Source organism: Sulfurovum sp. NBC37-1 (genome assembly GCF_000010345.1).
Classification (GTDB): domain Bacteria; phylum Campylobacterota; class Campylobacteria; order Campylobacterales; family Sulfurovaceae; genus Sulfurovum.
On the sequence record NC_009663.1, the window covers coordinates 1,292,210 to 1,316,371 of the forward strand.

The window sequence follows — 24,162 nt, forward strand, 5'->3', positions numbered from 1 at the left end:
GATGAATTTTGTCATTTTTGTCATTGCGATGGGTGCGCTCATCTGGGGCGCTGAACTCATCATCAAACAGAGTGAGAAGATCGCACTCAAGTTCAATATACCTGAGTTCATCATCGGGGCGACACTGATCGCACTTGGAACTTCCCTGCCTGAAATGGCAGCAAGTATCGCGGCAAGTATGAACCATAAGCCGGAGATCGCCATCTCCAACGTGATCGGAAGCAACATACTGAACATCACCCTGGTACTCGCAAGTGTGTTTCTCATTGCCAGAAATATCAGCCCCAAGCGGGATTTCTTCGCCAAGGACAGTACCTGGGCACTGGTACCCGTCCTGGTCTTCATCTTGATGATCCTCGATGGTGTCATCTCACGTTTTGATGCCGTACTGCTTCTGCTGCTCATGGGTGCCTATTTGCTCTTTTTACTCCAGGATGCCCAAAGTATCCCTCTTGAGGACCTCGATGAAATCGATGTAAGTCATTTCTCCTGGGCGGCGACGATCCCTGTACTTGTCGGTGCATTCATACTGGTGATCGTCGGCGCACATTTTACGGTAGAGAGTGCTTCAGAGATCGCTAAAAGTTTCGGCATCTCCGAGTGGGTCATTGGTATTGTCATGATCTCTCTGGGAACTTCCATGCCCGAACTTGTCGTCAGTATCTCGGCTGCCATGAAAGGAAAGGTCGATATGGCCATCGGTAATATCATCGGCTCGAACCTCGCCAATACAACCGTGGTGCTTGGCTCAGCAGCATTAGCAAATCCCATGCCCATCAATGCATCTGCCTATCTTTTCGATATCTCTACGATGATCGTGGCCACACTGATCCTGGTCTTTCTTACCGCTAACAAACTGTACACCAAATCCGCCGGTATCAGCCTGGTGATCATTCTAGGACTCTTTCTGAATAATACCATACAAAGTATGTAAATAATAAAATCAGAGTTAAAGTAAGAAAACGGGTTGCTAAAAACCTAAGCAAACCTCGGTAGTATGGGGTTTAAAAATATGGGCACTTCTAAAAACCACCATTTCAGTAGCCAAGATAAATCCATTCTAATTTTTTAAAATAATTCTCAACAATTCTTCTATTTTCAGTAGAAAAGTTGAGTGAACATCATTACCCTGTCAAATGGTGGTCTTCCTCAAGTGCTTTTGGTTCTATGTAGAGTGCCTCTTCTATAGGTTTATGAAATATGTCCCAGTCAATAATCTTATCCAATTTATTCAGTGGTAGCTGATGAGCATTGATCTTCTCTAATTCCCCTGAGTAAACCACCAGTTCTACTGGTGGACTCCCAAAGTTTGACAGCTCCGGGAGTCTCTGTGATATCATAAGTTCTTGAACTGCTCAAAGTTCAAAGAAAAAGGATGGCACAGGATGAATATTATACAACAAACCATCAAACATAGTGTTTGGGAATGCAAGTACCATAGTAGTATGGATACCAAAATACAGAAAGAAAACACTGTACGGAGAACTGAGAAAGTATTTGGGAGAGATATTTCATGAACTTTCTAAACAAAAAGAGTGTAAAATTGAAGAAGGGCGTTTGATGAACGATCATGTTCTTATGCTCATTTCAATTGCACGGATTTATCTTGGATGAAGAAAGAATTTAACAGGACAGAGTTTCTGGGCAAGAGGCTATCATGTGTCTACGGTTGGCAGGGATGAAGGAAAGATGCGAAAGTATATTCGTCATCAAGAACAGTAAGATAGGAAGTTGGATAAACTGTCACTGTTTTGAGTTGTTGCCTTTAGGCGATTAAGACCGCTTTGAGCGGTTCATACTTTCATGCCTTCGGCTTTGCCGGAGGTCTGTGACTGGTTCTCATAATCACACAGTCCTGGCATATACTTTTCCCTCTACTTCTCTTTGATTATCTATTTTACCATATCGGTGATTTGGGATGGGTTTTTAGAGGTGCCCATATTCTATTTAGGTGATAGTAATTTCCGAGCTAAAGATATGTATTCCGATTTTTTAATAAGAAAGTAAATAATAGAAAAGGCTATCTCCACACTACTATGAAGATAGTGAAAAAAATCATATTGTATTTACTTTACAGTTTTCTTTTCGTCGGAAACAGCTTCTTTTTCAAACGCTTTTATTTTTTTCGGTGCTTCGGCCTGGTCTTTTGCCTCAAGCTCTTTTACTTTTGTGACCTCATCAACTTTCTTTTCATCAGATGCAGCCTCTTTCTTGAACTTCTCTCTGTCCATTTTATCTTTAAACTCCCCTTCTGCAGCCGCTTCTTCTACCTTAGCCTTTGCTGCATGCTCACCTTCTGTCATTTTGGGATTGGCCAGAGCCGCTGCCTCTTTTTTTGCTACAGAGTCACTAACACCTTCATTGGCAGCAAGGGTTGTCACTCCAAATACAATAGTAGCTACTGCTGCAGTTGAGATGATAATTTTTTTCATAAATCTCTCCTTTTTTTAAATTTGGTTATTATTTATTCTATCATCATTCCTGTAACACAAAATTGATTTAAATCAACCCGTATCATTCATTCTACAATTAATTTGAAATAGACAACACCGAGTGCCGGCATAGTGAAGCTGATAGAATCTTCTCTGTCCCACGCCAAATGTTTTTCACTCTCATAAATACTTTCACTGTCATGACTCCACCCTTCATATCTGCTGTTCTGCGAATTGAAGATCATTTTGTACTTACCCTCCTTGGGAACAGCAACTCTATAGTCCTCTCTCGTTCTGTCTGCAAAGTTGCATACCACGATGACCGTCTCATCGACATTGTCGCTTTTTCGGAAGAAAGAGATGGTATTGTGCAGATTGTCAGAGCGTTCCACCCATTCAAATCCGGCATGTTCACTATCATACTGATAGAGGGCTTTTTCATTTTTATATAACTGGTTCAGCTCCTTCAACATTGTGTGAATCCCTCTATGTCTCGGACTCTCAAGCAGATGCCAGTCGAGTGAGCTTTCATAGTCCCACTCCCGGTACTGGGCAAATTCTCCACCCATGAAAAGCAGTTTTTTACCCGGATGCGCCATCATGTAGGTATATAAAGCTCTAAGGTTCGCAAATTTCTGGTTGTCATCTCCCGCCATCTTGTTAATCAGGGAACCTTTCATATGTACGACCTCGTCGTGGCTTAATGGCAGTACGAAATTTTCATCGAACGCATACCAGATGCTGAAGGTCAGGTCATCCTGATGATGCTGCCTGTAGACAGGGTTCAGCGCAAAATATTTCAGCGTATCGTGCATCCATCCCATATTCCATTTGAACCCGAACCCCAGACCGCCGAGATGGACCGGCTTGCTGACCATCGGATAGGCGGTGGATTCCTCTGCGATCATCACGATATCCTTGAATTCACCATACACTGACAGGTTCAGCTGTTTTAAAAAGTCGATGGCTTCGAGATTTTCCCTGCCGCCTTCTCTGTTGGGCAGCCACTCCCCCGCTTCTCTACCGTAGTCAAGATAAAGCATGGAAGCCACAGCATCCACCCTGATACCGTCGATATGATACTTCTCGAACCAGAACGAAGCACTGCTTATCAGGAAAGCACGTACCTCATTCCTGCTGTAATTGAAGACCGCACTGCCCCACTGCGGCTGAAACCCCAGTCTGGGATCCCGATGCTCATACAGACAGGTTCCGTCAAATGTCGCAAGGCCATGGCCGTCCGTGACAAAGTGTGAGGGTACCCAGTCGAGTATCACGCCTATGCCGTTCCGGTGCAGCGTATCTACCAGTTTCATAAATTCTTTGGGTTTTCCGTAACGTGCCGTCGGAGCAAAATATCCCGTGACCTGATAGCCCCAGGAACCCTTGAACGGGTATTCCGTAATAGGCATCAGTTCTACATGGGTATAGCCCATCTCCCTGACATACGCAACCAGTTCGTCTGCCAATTCGCTGTAGGTAAGGTAGCGGTTGCCCTCCTCCACCTTTCTTCTCCAGGAACCCAGATGTACTTCATAAATGCTCATAGGTTTGTCATGCCCATTGAAGTCGGCTCTCCTCTCCATCCAGTCACTGTCCTTCCATCGGTAGCCTTGAAGCTTGTAGGTGACAGAGGCCGAATTGGAGGGCTTTTCACAATATTTGGCATACGGATCCGTCTTTAGGTTTACGATGTTGTGGTAATTTGAGACAATATGATATTTGTATGTCACATACTCCTTCACATTTTCAATGAAGCCTTCCCATATCCCTGAGTCATCGTCTCTCATTTTCAACGGATGTGCCCGCTCATCATAGGCATTGAAGTCGGCTACGACACTGACCCGTTTGGCATTGGGAGCCCAGACGGCAAAGTAAACACCGCTCCTGCCTTTGCTTCTCATAAAATGGGAACCGAATTTCTCATAAAGCTTGGTATGGGTTCCCTCTTTAAATAGATAGATATCCAGCGGCTTGAACCGGGACACGTCATAGTGCATTGTATGAAGCATTATTTATACCTTTGAATTTTTTGATGGTAATAGAGTGCCTTGTAGATATCGAGATACGCAGTGCCCGAATCCAGCCAGCTGAAATGTTCCCTCATAGCATTTTTCTGCATATGAAGGAAATCATCCTTCTCCTGATGATAGGTCTCTACTGCCCATTTTACCGTATGGTAGAGGGCATCAGGAGTGGCATGGTAGAACTTGAATCCGTTGCCCTCTTTGGTCTGGGGGTCATAGTTCACGATCGTATCATCCAGTCCGCCCGTGGCCCTGACGATGGGCAAGGTACCATATCGCAGGGAATAGATCTGGTTCAGTCCACAGGGCTCGAACAGTGAAGGCATCAGGAAAAGATCGCTCCCAGCTTCTATCTGGTGGGCCAGTTCGTTACTGTATCCGATATAGCATCCGAATTTATCAGGATGTCCGGCTGCTACCTGACTGAAGAAATTTTCTGCCCAGAACTCTCCGTTGCCCAGCATCACGACCTGTATATCCATCTCAAGCAGTCCATCGATGACCGTGGCGATCAGCTCGATGCCTTTCTGTGTGACAAATCTACCGACAAAACCGATAAGAGGGACATCCTCTCTCTGGGGGAGATTAAATCTTTTCTGAAGATCCTGCTTGCATTTTTTCTTTTTTTCGAGTGTATCCACATCATAGTTCACAGCAATATATTTGTCTACCGAAGGATTCCACTCCGTGTAGTCGATCCCGTTGAGTATGCCGTACAGTTTGTGGGCATGGGCTCTCAGATGTTCATCGAGACCGAAACCGAATTCAGGTGTCTGTATCTCCCTGGCATATTTTTTACTGACCGTTGTCAAAGCATCACAGAAGGTAATACCGCCTTTGAGGAGATTGACATTGTCCATTGCTTCAAGTTCCATGGGAGTAAAGTGTTCCCAGCCTACCCCAAGTACATTCATCAGTTCTTTGCCAAAAACTCCCTGATGCTGCAAATTATGCACTGTCAGCACCGATGCACTCTCTTTGAAGAAATCATCTTCATGCAAAGAAGTCTTCAGCAGTATTGGCAGTGTAGCAGTGTGCCAGTCGTTGGCATGGACGATATCAGGTTTGAAATTGAGTGCCCGGCATAACTGCAATGCGGCTTTTGAGAGAAAAACAAATCGTTTGTCATTGTCCTCATAGGCTTCACTTTCATGGTAAAGGCCGCTTCGGCCGTAAAAGGCCTCATGATCGATAAAATAGATCTCGACTTCACTGTCCGGAAGATAAGTCCTGTAGACTCCGGCCCAAAGTTCCCCCATAGCTCCCATATCGACCCCCAGTGCCATGGGTATATGCTCCAGAGTGTTCTTGTCTATGGTATAGTAGCGGGGCATGACCACCTTTATATCTGACCCGAGTCTGGCCAAAGCTTTCGGCAAAGCACCACTGACATCAGCCAGTCCCCCTGTTTTAGCAAAGGGTACGACTTCACTCGCTACAAAAAGTGTCCTGATCTTTCTTTTCATAATTGTTTTGCTCCTTCTATTGATGCATTTTTTAATTGACTCAGCTTTATCTCCAAGCCTTCCAGGTTTGAGGCCAGCGCATATTTTCCGATCTTCTTTTCTACCTTCTCTTTCAAAAAATGATTGGCAGAAACGACACCTCCGCCAAGTACCAGGACTTTCGGATTTGCCAGCGTCACAAGTGTAGCAGCCGCCCGGAACAGACCTTCCTGAAAGTTCTGATATATCTTCTTCGCATACTTGTCTTTAGACTTTCTCAATTCTTCCAAAGTCATTTGGGGGAGTCCGTAATAGGTATACCACTTTTTCAACCCGCTGCCGCTGCTGAAAAGCTCCAGACAGTTGTCTTTGCCGCAGCCGCACCGGAACGGTGCCTTTTTAAAAGGTACATGCCCTATCTCATATGCCAGATTTCGCTCACCCCTTACAATTTCACCCTGCTCCAGAACGGCGGACCCCATACCTGTACCTATGTATAACAGTGCCATATTTTTTCTCTTTATATCCTCTTTTTCTGCGAGCATCGCACAGTTGAGATCATTGTCTATTTTCAGGGATACCGGGTATTTCTTTTCAATATATTTTTTAATATCATATTCTTTAACTGCAATATTCGGAGAGGAAACTATCTTTCCATGGTCTACCTGACCGGCAAAGGAGATCCCGATCTCTGCTATGTCAGGATAGGCTCCTAACTTTTGTTCGAGGTATTCGCTCAAAGATATCCCCCGGCTTGACACTTTCTCTTTGAATGTTTTTCCATTTTTAAGCAGTTCGCTTCTCAGGTAGGTTCCGCCTATATCTATATAGAGTTTGCTCACAACAGAGCCTCATAGATCTTCATATAGGCTTTTGCGCTTTTGTTAAAAGAAACATCGCATTGCATGTCATATGTCGATATCTTAATGTATGCCTTTTTGTCCCGATACAATGTCAAAGCTCTGTGGATGGCAGCAAGGCATTCCTTTTTGGAAAAAGGGTCAAATACCAATCCCTGTATACATTTTTTCTTTCCCTCAAACACACTGTCCTTTAACCCTCCGGTACTGTGTACCAACGGTACGGCTCCGTAGTGTGCAGCTATCATCTGGTTGAGCCCGCAGGGCTCGAACAGTGAAGGCATCAGCAGAAAATCTGCCGCTGCGTACAGACGGTGTGAAAGTGCCTCATCATATCCCTTTATGTAGTGAATGTTTTCATATTTACCTGACAGTATAGAGAGTTTTTTTTCTGTCTCCTGCTCCCCTTCTCCAAGCATGACCAACTCCAAAGGTTCCATTGAAAGATCTTTAAGCAGGTCTATGATGATCGATATTCCTTTTTGCTCCACCAGCCTGCCGATAAAAACGAACAGAGGTTTCTCCCTCTTTTTAATACCCAGCTTTTTGTAGTATTCTTTTTTATTTTTAACCTTATTTTCTATGTGGGCTGCATCAAAATTTACATAAATGGTACTGTCTCTCTGCGGATTGAAAAATGTAGTATCTATTCCGTTCAGTATTCCTTTGAGCTTTTTTTTGTGTTTTTTGAGAAATCCGTCCAGGCCGCATCCGTATGCCTCGGTGAGTATCTCCTTTGCATAGGTGGGGCTGACCGTCGTAATTTTGTCGCTGTAAGCGATCCCTGCCTTCATGAAATTGGCTTTCCCGTAAAACTCCAGACCTTCCATCGTAAAATATTTTTTATCGATAGCCAGTTTTTTCAACACTTTTTTGTCAAATATCCCCTGATAGGCAAGGTTATGTATCGTGAAAACGGTTTTGACGCGATCGTCTTTTAAAAGCAATGCGGCCAAAGCGGTATGCCAGTCATTCAAATGTACGATATCGACTTTCATCTTTCTGGCGACATCAGCGATGATATGGGAAAAGAGTCCGAAACGCAGTGCATCATTGTCATATCCGTAAAGCGCTTCGGATTCACATAAAACATCGTTATAGACGAACAGGGTATCACTCTCCTCTGACCGGAAAAGCTCGTATGTATAGCTCTTTCCGGCAATAGACATCGTGCAGACGGTACCGGGAGAATTCAAACGAAATTTTTTCCTGTCTATAAAACGATAGAGCGGTGTAATACTGATGATACGGCATTGCTCTTTGAGTGCAAGCGGTAGAGAATGTGCCACATCTCCCAGTCCGCCGCTTTTGGAGTACGGGTAGATCTCACTGCTGGCAAAAAGGACCTTCATCGCAGCAGTCCTGCTGCTTTTTCAGGGGCTAAGGGGTTGATCGTCATACTGCTCTGCAATTCGAAGCCTCCTGTCTGATACAGCCGGGGGATCACCCGTATATAAAACCTGTAAAAATTTTTGATATCGTCAAAAAACGCTTCTGTCTCATATGCTTTTTGAAAAGGCGGATTTTGTATATAGATATTATAGTCAAACTCTCTCAGCTCTCTTCTTAAACCCGATAATACTTTTTTAAGCAGTGAAGCTGCCTCTGCAAGCAGGCTGTCATGGCATGAACCAATGTCTGACAGTTCGATCTTGGGCATAATGATAACTTCAAAAGCGAACTGACTACCATACGGGGCATAAGCCAGGAAATGCTCACTCTCATCCACTACCCTGGTTTTCTGTTCCCTTTCATAGTCTACTATATCTTTGAACATGCTTCGTCCATGCTCTCTGTAATAGGCATAAAGATGCTTCAGAACCTGAAGCTCTTTTCTGGGAACGACCGGCAGTGCTATAAGCTGTGTATGTACATGGGGAAGGGTCGAACCGGCATTTTTACCCTGATTTTTAAAGAGGGTAAAATAGTGCAGTCGACTGTCTTTTTTCAGATCGTTACCCCTTTGTCTCATCGTCAGGAGCCAGTCGGTCATCTGTACAGCGCTCAATTCATCAAAATCTGTGACATGTTCAGGAGTATCTACAATGATCTCGTGGGCACCGAAACCGTCTATTTTTTCATAGATTCCCTCTTCTTTTCTCTCATCGGTCGCTTCTATCGCAAGAGCTTTATAGAGGTTGGGGACCACCCGGGTTCTCCATCTGCCCTTGACATCTTTCAATACAAATATTTCAGGTGGTGTCATCGATTCATGTCCGGCACAGAAGGGACAGGCAGTTGTGTCTTTCAAGGCTGCCGAATGGGCCGGAAAAAGATTGGGACGGGTCAGTCTGTCGGGTGCAATGACTACATATGTATCATGCAGCATATCGTAACGTATCTCAGACATCTTTTACCTCCAGGGAACCCTGAAGATTCAGGATCTCCACAAAAGGGAAGATCAGAATAAAACTGACTCCCTGTACCATCCGGTCAAATCCCTTTTCACTTTTTGAGACCGTACAAAGCGGTGTTGCCAGTAGGGTAAAAGTATGGTCGAGCGTAAAAATGATCTCTTTTTGGGTATAGCTGTCTCTTAAAGAAAAACATTTGATCCTCTCAAGTGTGATATCCTCGTTGAGCCTTTGTCCGTTCAGCAGTACATTCTCGAGATCGGCATAATGCTGATTGAATTCCAATCCATACAGATAACTCTCCTGGCTTTGTGTCGTTATGTCTACAGAAAACTGTATGGCCTGCGCATCACAGATATAGCTTTTCACCACTGTCGTCTCATAGGTTTTGTCATCATAGATGCCACCGTCACGTTTGAACGTAAGTTTTCTTTTGTCGACAGCATAGATAAACGGCTGATCGGCAAAATCCCCATATTCTTTAAAGCGGCATTGTTTAAAATTCTCAAGCGTCAGACTTTTATCACTGACATGGTCAATAAAAGAATTTTTGATATACCAGTCAAAATACAAAGCCTCCCTGATGCCTCTGTCCGCATCTGATCTCAAGGTATGTATCGTAGCGATCTCCTCTTTTCGCTGAGCTTCTTCCCCTGTTGGCTGCATCTCTTCCAGCAGCGCCTGATGATAGGCTTCTTCCCGCCGGGTCAGGGTATTCTGATAGTTGAACTTTCTGTCCCTTTGCAAAAACTCTACCATCTGTCCTCCCTGCCTGCTGTCAAACCTTACTATAAAATTTTTGGTGACACTCTTTATCTCATCATATCCATCCAGATTTATATCTTTGACTTCCATCGTATGCTTTTCTTTTTGATACCGTAAATTTTCACATTCACAAAGATAGGCATAGGCATTGTCTCTCAGGTTCGGCAGATAGAGCCCTCCAAAAATACCGTGCCAAAAGACATCATTAGTCTGCAGTCTGTAGAGTGCATCAAGGTATTTTTTGTTATCTGTCTGATGCTTTGAAACCTCTATCATCCTTTTATGAAGCCTGTTCGACTCTTCATATTTGACAAAAAAGTTTTTCCAGGAAGCACCTTTGACAAACTTATCTACATCTTTGGGATACTCTTTTGCAACTTCTTCTTTTATCGCTTTGAGCTTCAATGTATCCTGTGACTTCAGGCTCCATTCTCCCATCTCTTCATAGGCGACATTATCGAGATAGACCAGACCTTTTGCTCTATGGGTTTCATGGAACTCTCTAAAATGCAGGCTTTCAATATGCTCGTCTTTGTCAAGTGCACTCAAAAATGCTTCAAGCCACCCTTTTTCATAAACCCATTCATGGGTTTGCGGCCAAAGTCCGAATTTTTCGGCATCATCAAAAATAATAGCTGCACCGCCGTCACGGGCGCTTTTTTTGACCGCCTCCACCGCCTCCTCCACATTTTTAAAAGGAAGTGCATATCTCAATGTCTGGCTAATGGGGAAAAGAGCGATCTTCTCACCGTTATTTTCTGTCAGGAAGTATCCGTCAAGTACCTCTTCGTCAAATCCGCTTGCCCTGAAGTGATAGTCATCGACCATCACATAAGAGATATTGCATTCTATCAGTTCACTTATGATGCCATTCTCCCAGACCCTCTCCGTCAGCCACAACCCCTTCGGGATCTGTTTAAACTGTTTTTTGACCGCTTTGTTCAGTTTTTTTATCTGGGCCGTTCTGTTGCAGGGAGGAATGGCACACAGGACAGGCTCATAAAAACCGGCAGTGAAAAATTCTATGCTTCCCCTCTCATTTAACGCCTGTATATCAGCGAAAACCTCTTTATGTCGTTTTCTGATCTCCTCCATCAGCCATCCGCTGCAGTGCAGGGAAAACTTGAAAAAGGGGAACTTTTTTACGGTTTGAAAAAAAGGTTTGTAACATTTTTCTACAGCCTCGTCCACAGCTTCCCTGAAGTTGTCTACCGGCTGATGCATATGTATGCCAAAAAGCAGTTTGACTTTTTTATCCATCTCTTTTCCTATATAAACCAGTTTTTACTGTAATCATCGAGGCACACTTCTATATCACCGAAGATCGGTACAAATTCACTGCTGTTTTGCTTATCTGTTATTTCCAGCTGAAGATGAAGATTGCTTTTTTTCTGACAGTATTTTTTATCTATGGAGAATTCTACCATATCCTTGCATGCCAAAGTTAAACCATCCTGCTGATAATGTGTGGCTACAGGAAGAACGATGACATCGGCCAATTCTTTAAAATGCAGTTTTATCTCCTTGTACGCTTGCAGGAACTGCTCCACATTCACGTCAAGCCTGAAATACATCATTGTTTCATTTTCACCATAGTAGAGTTTTTGCACGATCCTTTTTGCACCGTCCATGGTAGAAAAGGCTTTGCTCTCATCTATCATACCGGCACCAAGCCATTCATAGAACGAACTCTCTTTTCCATCGACCTCTACCGACAGTGGGAATTGCGGTCTGACCTGGCTGAGAAAAACATTTCTTTTCCTGAAAATATTCAGATAAAGGTCTGACGGTACAGGTATACGGCACAGTTCGTAAATCGCTATAAGGTGCAAACGGAAAAGGGTATCGAACTCCTCAAGGAAATCACTGTAATGATCTTCTCCGTACCACCAGAACCAATCCGAACATTCACTGGCCAGAAAGTGTTCGTCCGCCAATGCTTTTGTCTCTTTGTCAAGTTTCCGGTACGAAGAAGCAGTCTCTCTCTTTGTCTTGTATATCAACTCCCACGCCCTGTTCTTCTCACTCTGCCCTACCCAGGTATCAAAGGTGCCGTATATCCAGCTGCCCGGTTGCAGGGAGCTTAGCTCCCGTCTCACTTCTTTAGCCGCTTCATCAAGTTTCTGCAGGGAAACAGTCCGGCTTTTTGAAATGGCATCGTACAGTTCCAGGAAAAAATCCATGGCATTGTTCCGGTAGAATTCCCAAGCATTCTCCCCGTCCACGATGACAAAAACGCTCGCATCGGGATTCTGCTGCCCGATCTCATCGAGTCGTTTCATGAAGTCTTTTACTGCCTCCTCTTCCTCCATGAAACGGTAGCGGAACCCTATACTGTCACTGAGCGCATGATCCCGGAATGCAATGAAAACAGAATCATATTCATACCGTTGATAGCAGAGGCTTTTTTCGCTGCTACTAAGTGTTTTCAACAGGATCGCTTCATCTGTGGCGATCCATTGGATACCGCTTTCACGGTAAAGGTGTAGACTTTTTTCATCTACAGCCCCTTCTGCCGGCCACAGACCGGTAGGCCTCTGTCCAAATACCTCCGTATACAGTTCAATGGCTTTGTCTACCTGCTTGCGTGCGTCATCTTTCAGAGAGAGAGGATCCTGTGGCAGTGTGGTCTTTGGGTTTGAGATCACTGCCGTCTGCATGTCGATCAGAAGCGGGAGGATCGGATGATTGTAAGGTGTGGTAGAGAGTGAGATCTGTCCGCTTTGCAAAAGGCTTCCATAAAAGGGGAGGATCTGCGGAATGAACTTCAACAGTGCATCGAGAAGTTCTTCTTTGTCACTCTGCGTATATGCTGTCTCTTTACGTATCAAAGTCTGTACAACTGTACTGTTCTGTCTCAGGTAATTACCGCACCATGCCAAAAGGAACAGGACTTCAAGGTCTCTGAGTTCACTCTCTGTAAAATTCTCATTATGATACAGTGCTGCATATCTTTTGAGCGGTTTAACCATTGTCTCGAACAGAGCGGACCTGCATAGTTTTACCAGATATTTTTTTTCTTCTTCTTCCAACGTCGATACTTCCCGGATCCAGAGCGTTAGAAATTTATCTTTTTCATATCTGTGTGCTTCATAGAGTTTAAGCTGTCTGATCAGGGTCGGGGTAAGATTGAACGTTGCTTTCAGTCTCGGGAACCGTGAGAGCAGCCAGGGCATTTCATAATAGTCTTTGATCGCATGTAAAAAGACCCACGGCATGCACATGATGCCGTTTTCATCCACATAATTCGGCTGATGCATATGCCAGAGAAAAGAGAGTTTCAGACTCACATCCACTCTTTGATATTTGCTTCGTATCTTGCTGCCAGAGCCTCCCCGCTGTTTTTATCTTTTGCCTGTACGTACAGATGCAGCAGATCCCTCACCTGATCTGGGATCATCAGTATCCAGTCAGTCTCGTTTTCCCATATCTTGACCCCGTCAGTGGTACAGGACTTTTTATCTTTAGCTTCCTGAAAGAAGCGTTTCATCATTTTTCCCTTCTGGGCCTGTGAACACTCTACTTCGATATGATTATAGTAAAATCGTTCAAACTGTTTGGAAATGTCCGAAATTGTCACTTGATGGCGTGACAGCATTTCCATGATCTTCAGACTGGCATACATGGCATCTCGGTGGAGGGAGAACTCGGTAAAAGCAAAATTGCCGTCGATCGTTGCAACGAGATCATATTTTTTCACTTTATCCGCCTTGAAGTTGGCATACTTTCCTCTCTCTATCACAAGATTTTCGAACAGTTCGTCTGTCAGGTCCGGCGCCCAGGTGGGTAAAAATACATTGAGCTTTTTCTCTTTCTCTTTCGCTTCCAGGTTCAAAAGGGAAAGTACAACGAAAAGTCCTTTAATCCTGCCAAGAACTTCCCCGTCATCACCGACAATGCCCAACTGCTGGCCGTTCGGATACATCAAAAAACCGATATTGAACTTCAGGTTCTTGACGATGGCGGAAATATCGTCTTTCGATTTCTTTTCGACATGTGCCATATTTGCCATTTTATGATAATCAGTATAGCTATTCAATATAATGTTTTCTATCTGCAGTTCCGATATGATCTCCGGGAAAATATCTTTGGTACCGCCGTACATCAGATCTATAGCAACCCTGAATCCGTTCTTTTTGATGATCTTATGGTCGATCGCCTCTTTTACCGCTTTTTTGTAGGTAATACATTCATTGAGATGATGGATATAATTCTCTTCTATTCTTCCGATCTTATCATAGTCAACCCTGCGGTAATCCTGCTGAAAAAAAGCTTTCTCGACAGATTTGGCCATATTACCGTCTATACGCAGTCCCTCTTCACTGAAAAACGTAAACTCTACACCCGTAGGGTCAAATACATTCTGTCTGAAATAGATACCTGCAACCAGTTCCTTCTTTATACCAAGGTTGTGCCGGAGTACTGCCGGAGGCATTGCCTTTAAATCTACAATATTGACACCGCCTGAAAGCAAGCCTCCCAGAAACGCTCTTTTAAGCATACGGGCACTTTTACTGTGGTCCCTGCCTACGATAACCGTACTTCCCAACGGCAGATGGGCTGCAAACGCTTCTGCAAGCTGGCAAGCCATCTCGCACGATATTTCCACGTTGCTTTTCCCCGTTACCCTGCCGTCTTCAAAAATGGAGTTTTTATATTTGTTCCCCCATATGACATTTTTGTTCACGATGGAAGCTGCCTCTATGGTTTTATGCGGCCATACGGTGATATCCTGATCGAATACAGCCAATTTGCCAACATCACAGCCTTCCGCCAGTATAACACCGGCTTTTGCCGTAACCATATCATCTATGTGTGTATCGTTGCAAATAATACTGTTATCGAACACGCATTTTTTTCCTATGATGATATCATGCCACAGCACACTGTTCCTGATCTTTGTTTCCGGCTGTATCACAACATTGTCGCCTATCGAGACATTATGCAGCCGTACATTTTTCCCTATTTGGACGTGTGAGCCTATGATAACCGTATCGATGATCTCCACCGAAGGGTCGATCTCGCTCTCTTCCCCAAGATACAATACACCGTCAGGATATTCTATTTTTTTACCCGGAAAAGCAACTTTTATCTTCTGTTTGAATATATCACCGTATACTTCCCGGTAACTGTCGGGGTTTCCGACATCGCGCCAGTATCCCCTGGCATCATAGGACATCAGGTCAATTCCCTCACTCATCAACAGAGGAAACAGGTCTTTGGCAAAGTCAAAATTGTCTTCAGTCGGAATGTAGTCAAGAATTTCGGGTTCAATGACATAAATACCTGTATTAATGGTATCGCTGAACACTTCCCCCCAGCTCGGTTTTTCCAGGAATTTCTCAATTTTTCCGTTCTCATCGGCGATCACAACGCCAAACTGAAGCGGATTTTCTACAGAGGTAAGAGTGATGGTCAGTTTGGATTCGGTCTTGTAGTGATGATCGATGATCTTTTCAAAATCAAAATCGCTCACAAGGTCACCGCTGACAATGATGAAGGTCGTATCGAGAAATTCTCTTGCTGCTCCGACCGCTCCAGCAGTGCCTAAATCTTCTTCGGGCAATACATACTCTAATTTTACACCTATTCTGCTGCCGTCACCAAAATGGTTTTTTATGATCTCCGGTTTAAAATAGAGCAGAACCACAATTTCTGTGATACCTATATCAACAAGTTTTCTCATGGTATGTTCCATCATGGGAATGTTACAGATGGGGAGCATGGGTTTTGGCATAGAGTGGGTAAGAGGCTGTATTCTGGTTCCGAAGCCACCCGCCATCATTACGGCTTTTATTTTTTTATTCATTTTCCCGCCTCTTTCCTAAATTTTTTTACCAGTATTTGTTTGCCAAGTTCAACGCCAGGCTGATCATAGGTATCTATATTCATCATAATACCACAAGCCGAAGTCAGTATTTCATAATACATAATAAGTTCTCCGATATTTGCTTCATCCACCTTGCCCAGCACGATCCTGTCCACCGGTATCTTCTTTGCCATCAGGCTTTCTCTTGTCGCATCACATTCTACATCGATCAGCTCATTGAAAGTGTGTCCATTGACATAATCGACTTTTTCAATATACTTTAACGATATATCCGGAATTTCCAGATCATAATCAAAATTTTCTATCTTAATGAAGGTCACCGTCTTGTCTCTCATACCTTCAATGATAAGCTGCAAAAAAGAATGCTGATCGACCGAACCGATGTGGCCCACCGGTGTCAAACCCGTATGCCTGCCCTGCCCGTCTATTTTTCCGAGAGATTCACCCCAAAGCTGAACAAACCACTTTGTGAAGTTCTCCAGACAGTCTCCGTAGGAGAAAAGTACTGTCACCGGGTAGTCGTCACGGTATTGTGTCAAAAAACGGGCTTTTCTGAGCAGGTGTTCTTCTTCTACTTCAAAAAAACGCTTGGCAAAACTGCCTGCTCCTTCCAGTATAGCCTGTACATCATAGCCCGCAAGCATCAGAGGCACGATCCCCACGCTGCTGAGTACAGAGAAACGTCCTCCGACATTGGCGGGGATATGAAAACTTTTGATGCTGTATGAGGCGGCAAAGCGGTCCAGAGGCGAATTTTCATCGGTAATGACCATAATCCGCTGAGCATCTTTACCCTCAAGGTGCAGGTCAAAATGGTCGATAGCCGCTTTGAATATGGAGGTGGTCTCTATGGTGGAACCGGATTTTGAAACGACAATAAAAAGTGTTTTGTCTCTATCTATCCGGTCAAACTGTTTGCGTAGAGATACTGGATCAGGATTTTCAAGGAAAAAAATGTTCTTTGCTTCTGTATATTTGCTTTCAAGAGCAGCGTGTATCGCCTTGGTCCCCAAAGAGGAACCGCCGATCCCCATCACGACAATCGTTTCGAGTGAAACGAAAATACCGGGTTCCCGACCGACATAGCTTTCCACCTCCTCTATGATCATCTTCGAATCTTCAGGAAGAGTATAGTACCCGCTGACCCCTTCTTTTGCTTCTTTCTCGATGGCATGGAACACATCCATCATCTCTGCCTTGCCGGGTTCATCCCTCTGCAGGCTAAAGTCTTTCTCGTAAGTAACCATAGGTCGGTCTCTCTTCCCTTTTATATTCAATCCATTATCGCATCAACGATCCCGCTTGCCTCTTTCTGTAGTGTCTTTAAATGCTCACGTGAGAGAAAACTCTCAGCATATATCTTGTAAATATCTTCTGTACCCGACGGTCTGAGTGCAACCCATCCGTTTTTCGTAACGATCTTCACTCCGCCGATATCGGCATCATTTCCCGGTGCTTTGGCATAGATACATTCTATCTTTTCTCCGGCAAGCGTATCTTGATGTATATCATGGGGTTTGAGATTTTTCAGTTTTTCTTTCTGCACTTTCGATGCAGGAGCATCTATTCTTTCATAATACGCTTTGCCGAACTTTAGTTCAAAACCGGCATAGATCAGTGCCGGGTCCTTTTTTTCTTTCGCCAAAATCTCCGCAGAAAGAAGGTTCAAAATAATACCGTCTTTGTCCGTGGTCCAGACACTTCCGTCAAATCGAAGGAACGAAGCACCCGCACTCTCTTCTCCGCCAAAGCCGAGTTCACCGTCCATCAGACCTTTGGCGAACCATTTAAAACCGACCGGCACTTCATATACCGTTTTGTTCAGGGATTTAGCGACCCTGTCTATCATGGAACTGGAAACCAGCGTTTTGCCTATTTTCAGATCTTCACGCCAGTTCTTTCTCGATGTGAAGAGATACCATATCGCCACGCTCAGATAATGGTTCGGGTTCATCAGCCCGCCTTTGGGCGTGACGATACCATGCCTGTCCGAATCCACATCGTTGGCAAACGCAATGTCATATTTGTCTTTGAGCTCGATCAGCCCTGCCATGGCATAGGGTGAAGAGCAGTCCATGCGTATCTTTCCGTCATGGTCCAAATGCATGAAGGAAAACGTCGGGTCCACATAGGGATCGAGTATATCCATGTCAAGCCCGTATACTTCATTGATCTTTTGATACACGGCGATACTCGCTCCCCCCAGAGGATTGACACCGATGTTGAGATTGGCCTTTTTAATGGAATCCATATCGACGATCTCTTTCAACGCAGCAACATAAGGGGTCATAAAATCATATGCAGTGATATAACCCGAACACATCGCTTCTTTGAGGGTGCACGATCGTATCTCTTTCAAATCATTTTCCAATATTTCATTGGCCCGCTTTTCTATCTGTGAAGTCACATCGGTATCTGCCGGACCGCCGTTGGGCGGATTGTATTTGTACCCGCCGTCAGCAGGAGGATTGTGTGAAGGGGTAATAACGATGCCGTCACAGAGGCTGCCCTCTTTTTTATTGGCTTCTATGATAGCGAATGAGACGAGCGGTGTCGGGGTATAGCCGTCATCCTCGGCGATGGCTACAGCAACTTTATTGGCAGCAAAGACTTCCAGGGCTGTCAGCTGAGCCGGTATGGAAAGCGCATGGGTATCTTTGCCTATGAACAAAACACCATCGATCCCTTTTGACTTCCTGTAGTCACATATCGCCTGGCTGATGGCCTTCACATGGGCTTCATTGAAACTTTTTTTGTAGGCACTTCCCCTGTGGCCGGAAGTACCGAAAGCCACTCTCTGTTCTTTCTGCTCGATGTCCGGAACAAGTGTGTAGTATGCACTGATCAGTTTGGGAATGTTTTCAAGCTGCTCTTTGGGAACCTTTTGCCCTGCCAATGCACTGAGATGTGAATCTGCCACTGTTACTCCTTTATTTTTTTGCCGATAGGGATATAAAATTTATCCAGATAGTCCTTCATCATTCTTCGTGCACTGAATTGCGGTGATATGCTCATCATTGCCTTTTTCATTTTCTTAACCCACTCTTTGGGAAATGCTTCGTTATCGATGTTGTAAAAAAGTGGAACGATCTCATTTTCAAGTATATCATAAATATCTTGGGCATCCCGGGCATCATCGGATATTTCTTTTCCGATCTTCCAGCCGTTCTCACCATTGTAGGCTTCCGGCCACCAGCCGTCCAACCCGGAGAAATGCAGCGTACCGTTCAGACTGGCTTTCATGCCGCTGGTACCACAGGCTTCCATAGGTATCTGCGGATTGTTCAGCCACACATCGACACCCCTGACAAGATATTTTGCCACTTCTTCGCCATAATCTTCAATGAAAGCTATTCTACCTTTAAAACGGGGGTTTTGTGCAACCTTGAAAATATTCTGTATCATTTTCTTTCCCGGATTATCGGAGGGATGCGCCTTGCCCGTAAAGATGATCTGAACGGGTCTGTCACAGTCAATGACGATCTTTTCCAGTTTTTCAAGGTCATGCAGGATCAGGTTCGGCCGTTTGTAGCTTGTCATTCTTCGTGCAAAGCCTATGGTCAGTACATCGGGGTCCAGCATAACGCCTTCCGCCATTGCTACCAGCGGGTCTATACCCTCGTTGGCCCATTTCTGCCTGACCCGCTCTCTTACAAAATTGACAAGCCGGACCTTATTGGCATAATGCATATCCCAGATCTTCTCTTCATCGATCTCCTCCACCCTGCTCCATACCGCTTCTTCATCTTCCAGATGCTGCCACTGCTCACCCAGCACTTTGTCATAGGTTCGGGTCAGTTCATCACTCAGCCAGGTGGGAATATGCACCCCGTTTGTCACATATTCTATGGGTACATTCTCTTTCGTATCCATAGCAAAGACATTCTTCCAGATCTCTTTGGTCACTTCCGAGTGTTTTTTACTGACAGCATTTCGCTGATGGCACATTTTCAGTCCAAGAACGGTCATATTGAAACCGTCATTGGGTGCATCGGGATTGCTGCCAAAACTGAAGAACTGCTCTTTGCTCAGACCAAGTTTTTGCCAGTAGTCTCTGAAGTAGTTGCTCATCATATCGAAACTGTATACATCTGTAGCGGCCTGGAGCGGCGTATGTGTCGTAAAGACAGAGGTCTCTTTGACTTTCTCCACCGCTTCATCCAGACTCATTTTTTCATCTTCTATAAAACTTCTCACCCTTTCAAAAAGCGCGAAGGCCGGATGCCCTTCGTTCAGGTGGAGAATGGAATATTTGATGCCAAGCTCTTCAAGCACTCTGTATCCGCCTATACCCAGTACTATCTGCTGCCTGAGACGCTGATTCATATCGGGGACATAAAGGTGGGAGCTGATACCTCTGTCCCAGGGGTCATTCTGTTCCACATCTGTATCGAGCAGGTAGAGTGTGACTCTGCCGACATTGATCTTCCACACAGAAGTATAGACCGGCGGGTCGATAAAGGGAACCTGTATCGTAAAATGGTTTCCGTCGTGGTCCAAAACCCTTTCAATCGGTGCACTGTCCTTGTCTATGGTTTCATTGCTCCCGTTCTGCCACCCGTCGCTGCCTATGACCTGCCTGACATAGCCCTGCGCATACATGAACCCTATGCCTACCATCGGCAGCCCCATATCACTTGATTCTTTGAGAATATCTCCCGCAAGAAAACCAAGCCCCCCCGAATAGATGGGTACAGAGTGGTGTAACCCATACTCTGCACAGAAGTAGGCAATGGGAAGCGGCTCTTCTTCGGCATAGACTCTGCTGTCCTGCATATAGTCTTTGAACAGGGCATGGACATATTTGTATTCTTTCATAAATGTTTCATCCTCTCCCAAAGAGGCAAGGTCTTTCCTGGATAAAGCATTTAACATTTTTATAGGGTTTTCACTGCTCTCTTTCCATAAGTACGGATTGATGAGTTTAAAAAGATTTTTCCCCCTCGGATTCCATGTCCACCAAAGGTTTAGGGCGATATCACTGAGAAATTCTATCTCTTTGGGCAGCTTTGGTATAGCGATATTTTTTGAAGGATCATCAATGAACATTCTTTATTTCCAATCTTATCTTATTTTAGAGTATATTCCTGTCTTCTATCTCATTTATCCATATAGTCGTTTGAAAAGCATCATACCAAGCATCGTAGCAACCACACACAGGAAAACATTAAGCGTGATATTTGTTACCACACGCCCCCACAGTCCTCCCTGCAGCATTGTAACCGTCTCAAGGGAAAAAGTAGAGAAGGTTGTTAGTGCACCGAGCATCCCGGTGATCACCAGTGCTTTTTGGTGCGGAGCCACGACCGATTCAAAATATAGTGCCAGAAAACCGATAATAAAACTCCCCAACACATTCACACTCAGCGTACCGACGGGAAACAGTGTCGGCGAAAGTCTCTGCACCCAGCCGCTGATGAGAAAACGAAGGATCGCACCTACAAAACCTCCCGTACCCACGGCTAGCAACAAATAGGGCTGCATCATTTGTCTCCGAACTTGGGATGGTGGTACTGGATGATCTCGATATCGTTCATCGTCACAAGCCCTTCGGCTATCATACCGTCTGCTGCATCAAGGAACGCTTTGATCTTCTCTTCGGTGTCTATGATAGTGACGATCAACGGTACTTTCTGTTTGAGTGCCCAGACATTGAAACTGTGTATCTCGGAGTGTGCTCCCATTCCAGCGACGGCTTTCAGAACGGTTGCTCCGGCTAGCCCTTTCTCTTTTGCCAAAGTCAAAAGTGCTTCAAAAAGCGGTTTGCCATCTACCGTATCTTCATTACTGATATAGATCTTTAACTCTTTCCGTATTCCCAAATAACGTTGCATCTTTTTCCTTTGATATGTGAAATTCTAACTTTGTTCAGTATATCTCTACATTGTTCCCCAGAGACCTTTGACACCGCTGATGATGAACTGTGCAGCGATTGCACCGACGATTAGTCCCATGATCCTTGTCAGTATCTTCATTCCTGTTACGCCGAGTGCCCTGTTGATAGCTCCAGCGTAACGCAGTGTAAAGTAGATCACAATTGCTGCAGCAAAAATAGCCGCACTGATAAGTCCGTAGCTGATCACCATCGAATGGTTTTGCAAGTGGTTGTTGTTCAAGACAATGATCGTGGCAATTGCCCCGGGTCCGAAAAGGATGGGGATACCAAGAGGAATGACTGATACATCTTCTTTCTCCGTCGCTTCATCTGCCTCTTCTTTTGAATGTCTTGCTTTACTCTGCTGTCCATATGCCATATTAATAGCAATGAGCATCAGGATGATGCCGCCTATGACTTTCAGAGACAAGACATTGATACCAAAAAGTTTGAATACAAATTCGCCGCTGAAAAGAGTTACCAATGATGCAATGAGTATTGTCAATGTCGCCTTAAAGGCGATAGGCCTGATAACATTAGGTGTAGGTGGTGTCACCATTCCTACCATAATGCTTGCAGCGGCAATAGGGTTGAGTATGGTGATCAGTGCGATGATGTCATGCGAGAGGATAGAAAGATATGCTGTCATTTTGTTACCTTGTTATTGGCTTGCTGTAAAGAAACGATTTTGATGGACTTTCCTATTTTTTACTAATGCTGTTGTATTGATTTTCATATCAGATTATACAGAAAAATCTTGAGAGATTTGGGTTATATGATTTCTTCAAGGTCATGCGCCAGTTCATCCGCTTTGGACTTCTCTTTGCTTTTTACATGGGCCATTGTGGCCCATACCGCTCCGGCGAAACTGAGCACAATGAATATCCACGGATTAATCAGATCATAGGCATAGTAGTCTACCATGGCCGTAAGGGCTATGAACAGTACAAAATAGACCGTGAAAAGTGCTATTTTGTGTTTAAGGCTAATCTTTGTCTTCTTTTTTGTCGATCTCATCGAGAAAAATGCCTCCTGAAAGCAGTGCTACACCATCAAAAAGAAGGCTTATTCCTACAAGCAGTCCGACCATAAAGAGGGAACTGAACGGCCATCCGACAATGAAGATGACACCCAGCACCAGTGAAGTGATGGCATTGATAAGCCACAGCCACCACATTTTCTGGGGCTTGAGTGAAAATGCCAGGCCAAATCCGGCGAAGGCATCGGTAAAGAAATAGATGGCAAACAGCAGGCCAAGCGCAGCGATCCCCTGCATAGGGTAGAAGATCATAAAAAGCCCTACCATGACAAGCAGGAAGCTTTTCAGCCATCCTGCCCAGTCATTCTTGTTACTTTGCCACGTTAGCCATCCGGCGGATATGCCGGCAAAAAGCATCAGGTATGCCACGAATGCCAGTGTCGTGAACGACATGAAGGTGGGAAATACGATCCCCGCCGTACCGAGTACGATGAAGACGATCCCGCTTATCTTGGCATACTTCTTGAAGTTGTCTACCAGGTTCTTGTTAATGTTCATCTCAGGACTGAGATTGTTGTTCCAGTTCCACATATTGAATCCTTTGGTTTATTGTACCGTTTTTTTCTCGTCTTTTTGTGCTTCCTGTTTGAATTCCTCTTTGACCTTCACTGCTTTTTGGGCCTCTTTCTTTTCAAATACATTGACTTTTTGTTCTGCTGCCTGTTCGGGTGTCTCTTTTGAGATCTTCGTATTGGCAATGATCTTCTTGAAATCATTTTTCAATGTATCATACAGTTTCTCAACCATATTTTTACCTTTGATCTCTTTCTGGATCTTCTCTATGTCATCATTGAGCAGTTTGTAGGCCGCTTCATGTCTCGAGACGTAACCGAGAAGTTCCGCTCTCTTGAGCTCTTCTTTGGCTGCAGCCAGCAGTTTCTGGGCTTCGTCTTTTTTGCTTTTGTCCAGTTTGGATGCATCTGTAATGAGATCCTGAGCTGTCAGCAATGGTGTCGGGATGATCGCTTTGACCACTACAAGCGAGTTCATGGCTTCCGCTATGGCTGCAAATGCTGCCTTGTCATTTCCTTTGTTCAGTTCATCCAACGCTTTTTTCGTCGCTACCGGATAGATCTTCATTGGAATGGAGATAACGGAAATATCCAGTTCATCTTTGAGGGGTGTCAGAACAGCAGTGGCAGCCTGTGTATCATGCGCTTTCAAAAGCTGTTGTGCCAGTTTGAGTCTTGCGTCTATGACATCGGATGTTCCCATAAAAGCAAAAGCCTGGAATCTCTCATCGATAGGAATGATATCAAGTGACGGATCGGCTTTCAGCGCAGCATCGAAACTCTTCGTTGCCGATTCAAGTGCCTTTTTGGCATCTTCTTTTTTACCTGCCTGCATTGCCTGGAGTGCTGCAAAAGTATTTTGCATACCTGCAACGATCTCTTTGGGAGCCTGCTTATGGTTCTTAACCTCCTGCTGCATCACATTGTTGACCAGTTCTTTTTTGTCTGTTTTTGCCTGCAATCCTGTTGCTCCTAAAAGCAACCCGCATGTCAAAGCTGAAAGTAAAAATCTTTTTTTCATTT

General features: G+C 44.5%; 19 protein-coding genes and 1 pseudogene. 2 read left to right on the forward strand and 18 right to left on the reverse strand.

The genetic code is table 11. From position 1 onward, the window contains the following. The first annotated feature begins 1 nt into the window (after position 1). Positions 2 to 934, forward strand: coding sequence for a calcium/sodium antiporter (locus tag SUN_RS06525; protein WP_011980953.1), 933 nt, complete (start codon positions 2 to 4; stop codon positions 932 to 934). Between the two features lie 451 nt (positions 935 to 1,385). Beyond that, positions 1,386 to 1,722: pseudogene (tnpA, locus tag SUN_RS06535) on the forward strand (IS200/IS605 family transposase). Between the two features lie 344 nt (positions 1,723 to 2,066). Here the strand turns inward: tnpA and SUN_RS06540 are convergent. From SUN_RS06540 to SUN_RS06625, 18 genes are all read right to left on the reverse strand, one after another. Next, on the reverse strand, positions 2,067 to 2,432 hold the full coding sequence (locus tag SUN_RS06540; RefSeq protein WP_041672712.1) for a hypothetical protein: 366 nt from the start codon (positions 2,430 to 2,432) through the stop codon (positions 2,067 to 2,069). Between the two features lie 86 nt (positions 2,433 to 2,518). Beyond that, complete coding sequence (gene glgB, locus SUN_RS06545) at positions 2,519 to 4,444, reverse strand: 1,4-alpha-glucan branching protein GlgB (protein ID WP_011980954.1); 1,926 nt, start codon at positions 4,442 to 4,444, stop codon at positions 2,519 to 2,521. Beyond that, positions 4,444 to 5,925: a glycogen synthase GlgA gene (gene glgA / locus SUN_RS06550; protein ID WP_011980955.1), complete on the reverse strand. Its 1,482-nt coding sequence runs from the start codon at positions 5,923 to 5,925 to the stop codon at positions 4,444 to 4,446. Before glgA ends, glgB begins: the two co-directional genes overlap by 1 nt. After that, positions 5,922 to 6,746 carry an ROK family protein gene (locus SUN_RS06555; RefSeq protein ID WP_011980956.1) on the reverse strand — a complete coding sequence of 275 codons (825 nt, stop codon included), beginning with the start codon at positions 6,744 to 6,746 and terminating at the stop codon, positions 5,922 to 5,924. Before SUN_RS06555 ends, glgA begins: the two co-directional genes overlap by 4 nt. After that, a complete protein-coding gene (locus tag SUN_RS06560) occupies positions 6,743 to 8,116 on the reverse strand; it encodes a glycogen synthase (RefSeq protein WP_011980957.1) in 1,374 nt (457 codons plus the stop codon). Before SUN_RS06560 ends, SUN_RS06555 begins: the two co-directional genes overlap by 4 nt. Then, positions 8,113 to 9,114 (reverse strand): galactose-1-phosphate uridylyltransferase, encoded by a 1,002-nt coding sequence (gene galT, locus SUN_RS06565; RefSeq protein ID WP_011980958.1) that lies wholly within the window; start codon positions 9,112 to 9,114, stop codon positions 8,113 to 8,115. The genes SUN_RS06560 and galT overlap by 4 nt, the downstream gene beginning before the upstream one ends. Next, positions 9,107 to 11,143, reverse strand: a complete 2,037-nt coding sequence (locus tag SUN_RS06570) for an alpha-amylase/4-alpha-glucanotransferase domain-containing protein (RefSeq protein WP_011980959.1) — start codon at positions 11,141 to 11,143, stop codon at positions 9,107 to 9,109. Before SUN_RS06570 ends, galT begins: the two co-directional genes overlap by 8 nt. Positions 11,144 to 11,151: 8 nt before the next feature. Beyond that, positions 11,152 to 13,173, reverse strand: a complete 2,022-nt coding sequence (locus SUN_RS06575; RefSeq protein WP_050748043.1) for a glycoside hydrolase family 57 protein — start codon at positions 13,171 to 13,173, stop codon at positions 11,152 to 11,154. After that, the gene (locus SUN_RS06580) at positions 13,170 to 15,692 is read right to left on the reverse strand and encodes a mannose-1-phosphate guanyltransferase (protein WP_011980961.1); all 2,523 of its coding nucleotides are present in this window, start codon (positions 15,690 to 15,692) and stop codon (positions 13,170 to 13,172) included. The genes SUN_RS06575 and SUN_RS06580 overlap by 4 nt, the downstream gene beginning before the upstream one ends. Next, positions 15,689 to 16,960 carry a glucose-6-phosphate isomerase gene (locus SUN_RS06585; protein ID WP_011980962.1) on the reverse strand — a complete coding sequence of 424 codons (1,272 nt, stop codon included), beginning with the start codon at positions 16,958 to 16,960 and terminating at the stop codon, positions 15,689 to 15,691. Before SUN_RS06585 ends, SUN_RS06580 begins: the two co-directional genes overlap by 4 nt. A 26-nt stretch (positions 16,961 to 16,986) precedes the next feature. Further along, positions 16,987 to 18,633 (reverse strand): phosphoglucomutase (alpha-D-glucose-1,6-bisphosphate-dependent), encoded by a 1,647-nt coding sequence (pgm, locus tag SUN_RS06590; RefSeq protein WP_011980963.1) that lies wholly within the window; start codon positions 18,631 to 18,633, stop codon positions 16,987 to 16,989. A gap of 2 nt (positions 18,634 to 18,635) precedes the next feature. After that, the gene (gene glgP, locus SUN_RS06595) at positions 18,636 to 20,762 is read right to left on the reverse strand and encodes an alpha-glucan family phosphorylase (RefSeq protein WP_011980964.1); all 2,127 of its coding nucleotides are present in this window, start codon (positions 20,760 to 20,762) and stop codon (positions 18,636 to 18,638) included. A gap of 54 nt (positions 20,763 to 20,816) precedes the next feature. After that, positions 20,817 to 21,197: a fluoride efflux transporter CrcB gene (gene crcB, locus SUN_RS06600; RefSeq protein WP_011980965.1), complete on the reverse strand. Its 381-nt coding sequence runs from the start codon at positions 21,195 to 21,197 to the stop codon at positions 20,817 to 20,819. Beyond that, complete coding sequence (locus SUN_RS06605; protein WP_011980966.1) at positions 21,197 to 21,547, reverse strand: DUF190 domain-containing protein; 351 nt, start codon at positions 21,545 to 21,547, stop codon at positions 21,197 to 21,199. The genes crcB and SUN_RS06605 overlap by 1 nt, the downstream gene beginning before the upstream one ends. 45 nt (positions 21,548 to 21,592) lie before the next feature. Beyond that, positions 21,593 to 22,237 carry a MarC family protein gene (locus tag SUN_RS06610; RefSeq protein ID WP_011980967.1) on the reverse strand — a complete coding sequence of 215 codons (645 nt, stop codon included), beginning with the start codon at positions 22,235 to 22,237 and terminating at the stop codon, positions 21,593 to 21,595. A 122-nt stretch (positions 22,238 to 22,359) separates the two neighbouring features. Then, positions 22,360 to 22,605 carry a hypothetical protein gene (locus tag SUN_RS06615; RefSeq protein ID WP_041672713.1) on the reverse strand — a complete coding sequence of 82 codons (246 nt, stop codon included), beginning with the start codon at positions 22,603 to 22,605 and terminating at the stop codon, positions 22,360 to 22,362. Beyond that, positions 22,574 to 23,158, reverse strand: coding sequence for an HdeD family acid-resistance protein (locus SUN_RS06620; protein ID WP_011980968.1), 585 nt, complete (start codon positions 23,156 to 23,158; stop codon positions 22,574 to 22,576). The genes SUN_RS06615 and SUN_RS06620 overlap by 32 nt, the downstream gene beginning before the upstream one ends. Before the next feature lie 15 nt (positions 23,159 to 23,173). Then, positions 23,174 to 24,160 carry a YfdX family protein gene (locus tag SUN_RS06625; protein ID WP_011980969.1) on the reverse strand — a complete coding sequence of 329 codons (987 nt, stop codon included), beginning with the start codon at positions 24,158 to 24,160 and terminating at the stop codon, positions 23,174 to 23,176. Positions 24,161 to 24,162: the final 2 nt, after the last annotated feature.